Origin of the sequence: Pelomonas margarita (assembly GCF_043555875.1) — a bacterium.
In the GTDB taxonomy this organism is placed as follows: domain Bacteria; phylum Pseudomonadota; class Gammaproteobacteria; order Burkholderiales; family Burkholderiaceae_C; genus Pelomonas; species Pelomonas margarita.
Window position 1 is genome coordinate 1 of the sequence record NZ_JBIGHW010000062.1, and the last position, 470, is coordinate 470.

The window sequence follows — 470 nt, forward strand, 5'->3', positions numbered from 1 at the left end:
ATGGCAAAAGGCAAGTTTGAACGGACCAAGCCGCACGTGAACGTGGGCACGATTGGTCACGTGGACCATGGCAAGACGACGCTGACGGCTGCAATCGCAACCGTGCTGTCGAAGAAGTTCGGTGGCGAGGCCAAGGCCTACGACCAGATCGACGCAGCGCCGGAAGAAAAGGCCCGCGGCATCACGATCAACACCGCGCACGTTGAGTACGAGACTGCCAACCGCCACTACGCGCACGTTGACTGCCCCGGCCACGCCGACTACGTCAAGAACATGATCACCGGTGCCGCCCAGATGGATGGCGCGATCCTGGTGTGCTCGGCCGCTGACGGCCCGATGCCCCAGACCCGCGAGCACATCCTGCTGGCTCGCCAGGTCGGCGTGAAGTACATCATCGTCTTCCTGAACAAGTGCGACATGGTCGACGACGCCGAGCTGCTCGAGCTGGTCGAAATGGAAGTGCGCGAGCT

The 470-nt window shown here is 62.3% G+C and carries 1 protein-coding gene; it reads left to right on the top strand.

Features of this window, described 5'->3' with window-relative positions:
- Window positions 1–470 (top strand): GTP-binding protein (locus ACG0Z3_RS23230; RefSeq protein ID WP_394402430.1); only part of this gene is annotated, 470 nt, incomplete at its 3' end.